This window comes from Mesorhizobium sp. M7A.F.Ca.CA.001.08.2.1, from assembly GCF_003998455.1.
Taxonomy (GTDB): domain Bacteria; phylum Pseudomonadota; class Alphaproteobacteria; order Rhizobiales; family Rhizobiaceae; genus Mesorhizobium; species Mesorhizobium ciceri.
On sequence record NZ_RZPW01000813.1, the window covers coordinates 1 to 2,657 of the forward strand.

The 2,657-nt window shown below is 59.3% G+C and carries 2 protein-coding genes; both read left to right on the top strand.

Features of this window, described 5'->3' with window-relative positions:
• Positions 1 to 812 precede the first annotated feature (812 nt).
• Positions 813 to 2,204 (top strand): FAD-binding oxidoreductase, encoded by a 1,392-nt coding sequence (locus EN914_RS31365; protein ID WP_013525274.1) that lies wholly within the window; start codon positions 813 to 815, stop codon positions 2,202 to 2,204.
• A 15-nt stretch (positions 2,205 to 2,219) separates the two neighbouring features.
• Entirely contained in the window at positions 2,220 to 2,621 is a 402-nt protein-coding gene (locus EN914_RS40200) for a helix-turn-helix transcriptional regulator (RefSeq protein ID WP_407067823.1), read from the top strand.
• Positions 2,622 to 2,657 lie beyond the last annotated feature (36 nt).

Genomic DNA, 2,657 nt, shown 5'->3' on the forward strand with positions numbered 1-2,657 from the left:
AGCCAGGGCGTTGGTTCATCGTTGCCGCCCACTATCGGTGCGAAGGTTGCCAGCGTTTACACCGCCTTCCTTATTCAGAAAAGGTGGAACTGTTCGAAAGATACGCCCAAGGGTGTGAAGACGGGCTCGGCAGCATCGACAGTGGGCCCGCACCGCTTGGGTGAGGACCGATGCGGGCCCGGCCAAGGGTTGCCTTTCCTTGGCCAGCAGCGTGCGGGGCGCTGCCGCCAAGAACTGAGCATGAGTAATAAGGTTCCGCTGATACAAAAAAGCCCGCCAGCCGTCAGGCCAGTGGGCAGTTCTCATGGGGAAAGCACCGAATGGGAACAGTGCAACGACCGAATCTCGACAGCGCGGTTTTTGTTCCACCGTCCGCGAACAGACCTAGCGTCGTTGCCTTGGTAAACCCGTACGGCAACCCTTCCGGCCTTTCAATTTTTGCCCGATGGCTCGCTATCTCTGCGGCCCTGTCACCTCAAGGTTTAGGCCTGACGCTACCCTGTCACAGATAGTCGATATCCACCCAGATGTTACGCCGCAACCGGCGGCGGTGTTACGTTAGTCGAGGTATACCGTGGTGTGCGAGCTGCTCGGCTGGTGGCGTGCGCCTCTCCGTTGCTTGATGTGACTGTCATGGGGCCGCGAGCCGACTGGCAGCTTCCTAGAATCCAGTTGGCAAAAGCGGCCATTCCGCACCGAGCGCCACTTATCGGATCGAAGGTGTTTTCGGCGTCACAGGCCCGCCAACTGGTGTTATGCTACTTCTCACCGCGAGGCTTGAGCTTACGCGGTGAGAAGTTGAGGAGGAGGATATGTTAGAGACGCAGCTTCAAAGTCGCAATGGCATGCCGATTGGCGCCGACCTCATCGATGAGTTCGCTTCGGGGTTGGCTGGCCGCCTTATCCGGCTCGCTGATGCCGATTACGACGAGGCACGCCGTATTTGGAACGCGGCAATTGATCGACACCCTGGACTGATCGCACGCTGCCTCGGTGTCGCTGATGTAATCCACGCAGTGAAATTCGCTTCTAAAAACGACCTTCTTGTCGCGGTGCGTGGGGGCGGTCACAATGTCGCCGGGCGCGCGCTCTGCGACAACGGCATCGTGATCGACCTCTCCGCCATGCGTGGCGTGATGGTTGAGCCCAAGACCCAGACCGTGCGAGTTCAGGGCGGCGCGACGCTTGGCGATCTCGACCGAGAGACGCATTTGCATGGGTTGGCGGTGCCGGTCGGCGTCGTCTCTAAGACCGGCGTTGCCGGTCTGACGCTCGGCGGCGGCGTAGGCTGGCTGGTGCGCAAGTACGGACTGAGCTGCGACAATGTGATTTCGTTTGAGCTGGTGACAGCGGAGGGCAACCTGCTGACGGCCAGCATGGAAGAACACCCCGACCTGTTCTGGGCTTTGCGCGGCGGCGGCGGCAATTTCGGCATCGTCACCTGCTTCACCTTCCGGGCGCAGCAAATATCTTCAGTGCTCGGCGGCCTGATCGTTCACGCACGCGACAAGTCCGGTGAGGTGTTGCGCTTCTATCGTGACTTCATGGCCACGGCACCGGAGGAACTGACTGCCTACGCGGCCATGCTGACGACACCGGACGGCATGCCGGCGATCGGCGTAATCGCATGCTGGTGCGGTGACGTGGTAGAAGGCGCACGTGTGCTGGCGCCGCTGCGAGCTTTCGGTCCCCCAATGCTCGATGCCATCCAGCTAATGCCCTTCCCGACGATGCAGAAGCTGCTTGACGGCGCTTTCCCGGACGGCACCCACAATTTCTGGAAGGCGAGCTTCGTTCCGCAACTTACCGACACGATCATAGACCTGCTTGTCGAGCATGGAAATCGCATGAAGTCGCCTCTTTCGGCCTGCATCGTAGAGTTCTATGGCGGCGCGCCAGGCAGGATCAGTCGCGCTGAATCCGCCTTCGCCCAGCGCGGCGCGGAATACAACATAGGAATGACCGCGCAGTGGGTGGATCCGGCCGAAAGCGAAAGGCATATTGCCTGGGTACGCGCCATGTATGATGCGTTCGAGCCGCATTCGAGCGGGATGCACCTTCTGAACTTTCAGAGCGAGCCCGCGGACCAAGTTATCCGCGCCTCATTCGGCGAAAACTACAGACGGCTTGCGGAAGTGAAAAGCAAATACGACCCGACCAACTTTTTTAGCGTCAACCAAAACATCTCGACCGCGACACATTAAGCGCCCTTCGACAAACTGGGGCGAACTGATCGAAAGTTCCCTTGGGGTCAGCATGATCGCGGCACTAAAGGCGCGTCCTATTTCCTCCCCGCGGCAAAACGGGCACGAGCTGCATTGGGCTGGGGGGTTTTAGAGCTTGCTAAGGAGGCCGGAGTCTCAACTCAAACCGTTGTGCGATTCGAACGAGGCGAGACGTTGAAACAGTCCACAATAGTTCAGCTTAAAGCAACGTTCGAAGCAGCCGGAATAGAGTTCATTTCAGAGAGTGGCGGTGGTCCTGGTGTGCGCTTGTCACGTGGATTGGAAGCACCTAGTCGAAGGCGGCACCTGCGGGCGGCATTACGGATTATCTGTTCCCGATCAATGTCAGCGCTGCCCCTCAAATCGGTCCTAGAGTTCTACTTTGCGAATGCCTAAGCGCTGACATTCCGGCGACCGCGGGTGCGCGTCAGC

Bases quoted from the DNA above. Each gene is read 5' to 3' on its own strand.
- EN914_RS31365 (WP_013525274.1), top strand. From the start codon at position 813: ATGTTAGAGACGCAGCTTCAAAGTCGCAATGGCATGCCGATTGGCGCC.